This is a genomic window from Acinetobacter sp. YH12226 (genome assembly GCF_013417805.1).
Lineage (GTDB): Bacteria > Pseudomonadota > Gammaproteobacteria > Pseudomonadales > Moraxellaceae > Acinetobacter.
Window position 1 is genome coordinate 1 of record NZ_VPDG01000030.1, and the last position, 6,751, is coordinate 6,751.

The following is a 6,751-nucleotide window of genomic DNA, read 5'->3' on the forward strand; positions in this document are numbered from 1 at the left end:
TCATATTGTAAAAATAGTGTTGGTGCATAAGTATTTTGTAAGATGCTGAATTTTAAAGTTTTATATTAAATCTAATAAAACTATATTTTTAAGTATTTGTGTAACAAAGCTAGCCCCCAAGGTGATCAAACTTTATTTTAATTTTTTTTCAGAATCTCAACTTTTGAAAAATTAATTTTTTTTATTTGGTAATGTCCGTTATTGATTACATGTCAAGTACACATAGCTGGTTACTTCATGATTAAGGAGTGAGCTAAAGACATGACTGTATTCAAAAATAACGCTTCAGAAGTTGAAGACCTATAAATGGAAAACCCTGATAGCGAAATCTTGTGGTGAAACAGCTATCAGGGTCGAAATAACAGAAACATCATACTATGTTCAAAACCAATCTACACAATTTTTTATTAAAGCTGGGTTACAACACAACAAAATTACCGTACAACTTTCATCCAGGAAAACAGTATCGTATACCGGGCATTGGGAAAAGTGCGAAAAACCGTGCCACCGCCATTACGCTGAAGAATGATGGAACGTATTTAATTTACGACCATTCTTGCGGTGCGAGCTATGTCTTCAATACTGAACGGACTTCAGACAAAAGCAAGCAAGATCCAGTCGAGCTTGAAAAGCGACATATTGAATTAGAAAAGCAGCGTAAAGCTGAAGAACAAAAGAAAATAATTCAATTCCAAACCAAAGCAAGTGAAGCTCAACTGATATGGAGTAAAGCCAAACCGTGCTCAGCGCATCCATATATGGACGTTGCTAGTATCAAGCCAATCAACGCAAGGACTCTACCCATCGTTAAGACGTCAGGTGGTCAGACGTTCATTAATCCGCTCATTGTTCCATTATTTGATGTTCATACGCATGAACTTGTAAATCTTCAATTCATTACTTTAGATGGACAAAAACGCCCGCTATCTGGTGCTCAGAGCAAAAACTATTATTTTGTGATTGAAGGTACAGAGCCAACCATATTTGTTGAAGGCTACAAAGATGCTTGCAATGTGTTCCACGCAACTGGTAGACGAGTTATAGCATGTATTTCGGCTGGGAAATTCAAAGAAGTTTATCCCGTACTTGGAAAGCTTTGCGATGTAATCATTGCTGATAATGACAATATTCTGAAAGCAGATCCGGACGATAAAACCCGCAAAGTCGTATTGTCTGAGCAAGTTGTAAAGGGTCGTGGTACTGGTCACAGAGTAGCGTATGAACTGAAAGCGAAGTTCTATCTTGCACCTAAATTGGGTTCTGATGCTGGCAGTATGACGCATGAAGAAATTAGAAATTTACTGCAACAAAAACTGACTTCAGACATTCCAGCTTATGATGTTTGGACGCAGTTAAAAGACGAGCCTTGCGCTATTGAAACAAAACTTTTGACCGATGCTTTGAGTACCGAAGAAGATAGCCATACATGTGCTGTATTTGCTTATCAGTACATCATGCGCAACTTGGTGCATGTTCCTTATAAGAAAAACTTAATCGAACTTCGAAACGAAATAGAGCCGTTCTGTGTGCATCGTGTTCATCCTGTCACTTTAGACAATATTATTCTCTATGCTCACAACAGAATTGAGTTAATGCAGATGCTTGGTCTGGATGCTGTCACTATTCGGGACCGAAAAAATCACAACCTGATTAAATTGGATTCTTTGGACCATTTCAGCTCGAACTATAAAGGCGTGTATTTAGTGAAAGCGCCAACAGGATCAGGAAAAACGCAAAAAGTAGGACGTCCGTTCCGCGATTGGTGCGGTCAGAATGGGCATCCATTTTTAACCATTGCACATTTGCGAAGCCTAATCCGTGAAATGGCGTCACGCTTGGACACGGCACATTATGAGGATGAGAAAAAAAGCATCATTGAAGCGCGCAAAATTGGTTTGGATGCTGCTTTAAGTCAATCCATCGGATCTCTGGCTGTATGCCTGCCAAGTCTAGCCAATCAGCTATTTAAGCCTTTCATAAAGGACTGTCAGCACATTTTTATTGATGAGATCAGCCAATTAATTGAAACCTTCAACAGCGACAAGTTATTCAATAAAACCGACATTGAATACGTTTATAACTTGCTGAAGGTCATCATTAAAAATGCAGAGTGCATCATTGTTGCAGATGCCAACATTAACTCAAAAACATTGGATTTTATCGAGTCGTGCCGACCAAACGAGCAATTCACTATCGTTGAAGTAGAACCCAAAGACGAAAGTAAGACAGTGTACCTGTATAACAGTTTTGCTGAATTACAGAGTTTTATGCTGCAACGTGTCATGGTCGAAAATCAAAATTTATGGATTACGTGCGATTCCAAAAGTCATGTGCAGGCACTTCACGCCATTCTCAGAGATTTGGATGTTAAAAGCATTGCGATTGTCGGAAATGAAAACATTAAAAAAGAAACAGCGGAATTTCTTAGCGATCCTGAAACCGAGTCACTAAAATATCAGGTTGTAATCTCTACAAGTGCGATCGCTTCTGGTGTATCCATTCAGCATGAGCAATTCATTCACGACAATGGAAAAGGGTATTTTGACTGCGTTGTTGGATTTTTTACTGGGTCGAGTATTCAACCGACTGACGCATATCAAATGATCGGCCGTGTGCGTTACGCTACTGACTTCCACATTTTTGCCGATCAAAGCAAACGCTATACTATGAATGTGTTGGACATTCTACAAGGGAAACAGCAAGCGAGTATTCTGGAAGGGAAAAAAGCAAAAATCACGGAGTTTTCACTATTTAAAACTGAACTTGAAAATATCCGTGAAACCCGTCGTTCTAATTTCGCAAATAACTTGATATGGATACTTGAAAGCAAGCTATTCAACATTAAGCGAGTGCAAAAATTCGATGCTTCAGAACATACTGAATTTTTTAAACATACTAAAAAAGCAGTCAAAGAAGCCAAGCGAGAGCTGATCAAAACTGCATACAAGATCAATGATGAAACTGCATCCAGACTTCAGCGCAAAGAGTTTTTATCTGAAGCTGAAGCCAACGCGCTGCAAGCATACAAAATGCGGTCTAAGCTCGGTCTTGATTACGTTACAGAATTAACTGATGAACACTTTGATATTGATATAGGTCAATTGATACGATTCAGTGCTTTTATGGGTCGATACAAGCCAAGTAACGATAAGAGTAAGGATTTAGCGATTAGACGCTACCATGAAGCGATGGGGAAAATTTATAAGTTGGCATTTGATGGCGTGGAGCTACAACCCAATGCGGTGTTTACTGAAACAAGTGCGAAGGCACTGCTTCAACAGATTGAAAAATACAGACTTGTACTTGCTTCAATTGGTGCAATTCCGACTCGTTTTGGTGCGCAGTCGTGGAAAACTTCCGAATATGCAGTGCGAGATTTGAACGAAGTTTTGAAGCATATAGGAGTTAAATCCAAATATGTTAGAAATCCATTCAAGCCGCGTTTGAAAAGAAAATTAAGTGTTGAGATGCCCAATAATCTATATATAAGAATAGAGCCATCTCAACAGATAATGGATGAATACGCTTATAAAATTGATCCTGATAATTATTTGCTGATGCAGCAACTTGCTGAAGCTGTTAAACGTCCTGATTTCGTTTCATCGGATGATGTAAAGATTGATATTCAGTCAGTAACACTGGTTACTCATGCAACTGAGCAGCAGCTTGCGATCCAGCCAAGCAATGATGTCGTATTCATTGATGTGATGAAAGAACTGATGCGCTCGGACTTAACTCTTGCTGATTTTTATCGCTTGAAAGATTACGCAGAGTATTTACCGAAACTGCACGTTTCTGCTGACAGTGCTCAACAGGTATCAGAGTTGGATTTAATCAATTCAATGATCAGTAGTAGGGCGTCGATTTTATAGCCTAAGCACTAATTCTTAGGCTATTTTGGCGATCAAGGCTAGAAAGACATTATTGATATAATAGAGCTCTTTCATAAATCAAAAGTGATCACATTTTGGTTAATCTTTACACCATAAATTGTTGAGCATTCGTGCATAATTTAAGGATGAAATACATCGATTCAAAGCAGCTTTCTGAAACTGCTTAATAAATGGCTTGAGCAACAAGACGAATTAATTTACCGTCTCGGGGATTACCTTAGTTTATCGTTATTATTCTCTAATTCTTTTAATTTCTTGAATCTAAAATCTTTTGCACATTGAATAAATTTCTCAGTCTTTTTTTCATATAAAGAATGAGCAGATTCACCAAAAAACTCTATAAGATAATAATAATGATCATTTTTATACTTAAAGTAAGAATAAACTAAATAACTGTCACTGGTACAGTGCCACTGAGCATAGCCATATCCTTCTTCATCTTCCCAAATACTATCTTCTTGTCTCAAATGTACATGCTGAATTTCTTCTTTTTGAGCATTTTTTGAAAACTTATCAAATCTATCTCTTCCAAAATATTCAGATGCAGGTTGATCTCTTTCTTGAACATTTCTAGATGGAGCAGGATGTTCTCTGTTTCGGCTAGCTTGCTTGTATATAAGAAATTGATCAGCAATAAAATTTAATTCATTGCTGATTCCCATTTCTTCAGCATCATTTTCTAATTCTTCAGAAATCTCTACATAAATCATTTTTATGCTTGAGTTTCATGAGTAGAATTTAATAATTTCTCATTACCTCTAGCTGTTAGCATACCTACCGCTCTAAAGAAACTAGCTTGCTTCTCACTATTTAAAGGTTTGGCAACAACTTTTCGTGGTTTTCCACGACGGATAACTACTGCTTTAGTTACCATATTGAATCTCCTTTAGATCCATAAAAGTTATTTCATATGGAATATATACTAGCATAAATCATTACCAGTTCACTCTTATTATTTTTTCGCTATTAGCGAAAAAATATTTGCTAATAGCTAAAAAAAATGTATGATGAATAAGTTACTTCTTGTTGGATAATCACCCATTTTTGTTATTTGAGTATTTAAATACTCGGAGGTTTAACCACCTCAAATTTCGGGGGGATATGGCTCTTGATGACATGTAGAGATCTCAATGATCGATATGCGGTAAGACTATAATTCCATCGATATGAGTGCCACACGCAATGGAGCGTGTGGCACTTTTTGAAGAGTCAAGTGCTGAACACCAGAGTATTTTTCTTCCTAGCGTAAATGGGGCCAATTTTGGTCGTTAAGGAAGATTCAAATGAAATATTTAAGTAACGTTCAGCAGCCATCTAAAGTTGAGAATAAGGCTAATAAACCCAAGCCTCCAAAAGGTTGGAAGTGGATTAAACTTATTCTAGTAGTGTTGCGGTTTATTCTAAAACACATCCTTCAAGAGGATGATTTAGGAAACTAAATTCTCCCTTGGAGAACACTTCTTTAGGTGGTTCTCTTTTTAAAAAGCTTATTAGAGGTCTTTTAAATGCTTAATGATGCACTACTTACCATGAGGAAGTATCATCGCATATCTCAAACAGAATTATCTCAATCTCTAGGCATTTCTAACTCTTACTTATCTGAAATTGAAAGTGGTAAGAAGAAACCAACTCTAGAGTTACTAGATAAATATTCTGAATATTTTGATATCCCTGTTTCTTCCTTAATGTTCTTCTCGGAAAATATGGATAAACGTGACACTTTATCAGGAAAATTTCGTTATTTTGCTGGTAGTAAAGTAATCAAACTTATGAACTGGTTAAGTGAAAATGGAAAATAGTCAACCTTCTGATTATGCAAAATATGTATACGAATTAGAGTTACTGAACTCACCGTTATTTCATATTACAAGCAAGAAGCGACTAGCTATTTTATTATGTTCATCTATTAAAGAACTGAACCATATTGTTCGTTCAAAAAATCAGATGTATCAATATTTTAATGAAAATAAGACTGATGATAGTGGAAACATTATTAAAGTCCGCCCTATTCAAAATCCTCATGATAGATTGAAGCAGATCCATTCCAGAATTGGGAAATTTTTGGGTAACTTGAAAGCTCCTGATTATTTACATTCAAAACGTTCTAAATCTGCAATTTCGAATGCAAAAGCGCATGTCGGTCTTAAGGGGCATACGCTAAATATTGATATTACTGATTTTTATCCTTCTACTTCTAAGGCTAAAGTGCAATCTTTTTTTGGATATACTCTTCAATACCCAACTGATATTGCTAAATATATATCTGAAGTCTGCACTGTAAATAATTGCCTTCCTACAGGTAGCCCATTAAGTTCAGCATTAGCTTTCTGGGCTAATAAATCCATGTTTGATGAAATTTATAGAATGGCTAAAAGTCGCTCTATAACTATGACTGTTTATGTTGACGATATTTCGTTTACAGGAAAGGCCGTCAATCAAAACTTTCTAAATAAAATTATTCAAATAATAGAGAAATATCAGCATAATATTAAACAAGAAAAAATTAAATTTTTTCCTGAAAATAGCATTAAATTCGTCACTGGGGTGGCAATAGTAAATGGTAGTTTACAACCTGCTCATAGGCATTTCCGAGATATTAGACAGCTTAAAAAAATTGATAATAATATCCAAGCAGCTCTACGATTAATAGGAAAAAATAATTATATAAAACAAATCATTAACCATGTCTAAAAATTCTATTTAACATAAAATCTCTTATTCGAAATTCATCTGTAACTCCAAAATAGAAATGTCCGGTTTCTCCAAAGTAAAAATGTCCGCTTTTAGAATATGCACTTTTGCAATTTCGTTAGCGGACGGTTTGATATGTTGGTGTCTATGTCGGATAAAGAACTTAA

Annotated in this window: 5 protein-coding genes; 3 read left to right on the forward strand and 2 right to left on the reverse strand. The window is 36.1% G+C overall.

The features are described 5' to 3' along the window. Nucleotides 1–377 precede the first annotated feature (377 nt). The gene (locus FTV08_RS15210; protein ID WP_180087617.1) at nucleotides 378–3,872 is read left to right on the forward strand and encodes a plasmid replication protein, CyRepA1 family; all 3,495 of its coding nucleotides are present in this window, start codon (nucleotides 378–380) and stop codon (nucleotides 3,870–3,872) included. 233 nt (nucleotides 3,873–4,105) lie between these two features. Here FTV08_RS15210 and FTV08_RS15215 read toward each other — a convergent pair whose 3' ends face one another. Together FTV08_RS15215 and FTV08_RS15220 are read right to left on the reverse strand one after the other, a co-directional pair. Further along, a complete protein-coding gene (locus FTV08_RS15215; protein ID WP_000640864.1) occupies nucleotides 4,106–4,603 on the reverse strand; it encodes a type II toxin-antitoxin system YafO family toxin in 498 nt (165 codons plus the stop codon). Nucleotides 4,604–4,605: 2 nt separating this feature from the next. Further along, nucleotides 4,606–4,767, reverse strand: a complete 162-nt coding sequence (locus tag FTV08_RS15220; RefSeq protein ID WP_153957353.1) for a hypothetical protein — start codon at nucleotides 4,765–4,767, stop codon at nucleotides 4,606–4,608. A 631-nt stretch (nucleotides 4,768–5,398) separates the two neighbouring features. Here FTV08_RS15220 and FTV08_RS15225 point away from each other — a divergent pair. Together FTV08_RS15225 and FTV08_RS15230 are read left to right on the forward strand one after the other, a co-directional pair. Then, nucleotides 5,399–5,692 carry a helix-turn-helix domain-containing protein gene (locus FTV08_RS15225; RefSeq protein ID WP_000930834.1) on the forward strand — a complete coding sequence of 98 codons (294 nt, stop codon included), beginning with the start codon at nucleotides 5,399–5,401 and terminating at the stop codon, nucleotides 5,690–5,692. Next, nucleotides 5,682–6,584 carry a reverse transcriptase family protein gene (locus FTV08_RS15230; RefSeq protein WP_000431810.1) on the forward strand — a complete coding sequence of 301 codons (903 nt, stop codon included), beginning with the start codon at nucleotides 5,682–5,684 and terminating at the stop codon, nucleotides 6,582–6,584. The genes FTV08_RS15225 and FTV08_RS15230 overlap by 11 nt, the downstream gene beginning before the upstream one ends. Nucleotides 6,585–6,751: the final 167 nt, after the last annotated feature.

Bases quoted from the DNA above. Each gene is read 5' to 3' on its own strand.
- FTV08_RS15210 (WP_180087617.1), top strand. From the start codon at position 378: ATGTTCAAAACCAATCTACACAATTTTTTATTAAAGCTGGGTTACAAC.
- FTV08_RS15215 (WP_000640864.1), bottom strand. From the start codon at position 4,603: ATGATTTATGTAGAGATTTCTGAAGAATTAGAAAATGATGCTGAAGAA.
- FTV08_RS15220 (WP_153957353.1), bottom strand. From the start codon at position 4,767: ATGGTAACTAAAGCAGTAGTTATCCGTCGTGGAAAACCACGAAAAGTT.
- FTV08_RS15225 (WP_000930834.1), top strand. From the start codon at position 5,399: ATGCTTAATGATGCACTACTTACCATGAGGAAGTATCATCGCATATCT.
- FTV08_RS15230 (WP_000431810.1), top strand. From the start codon at position 5,682: ATGGAAAATAGTCAACCTTCTGATTATGCAAAATATGTATACGAATTA.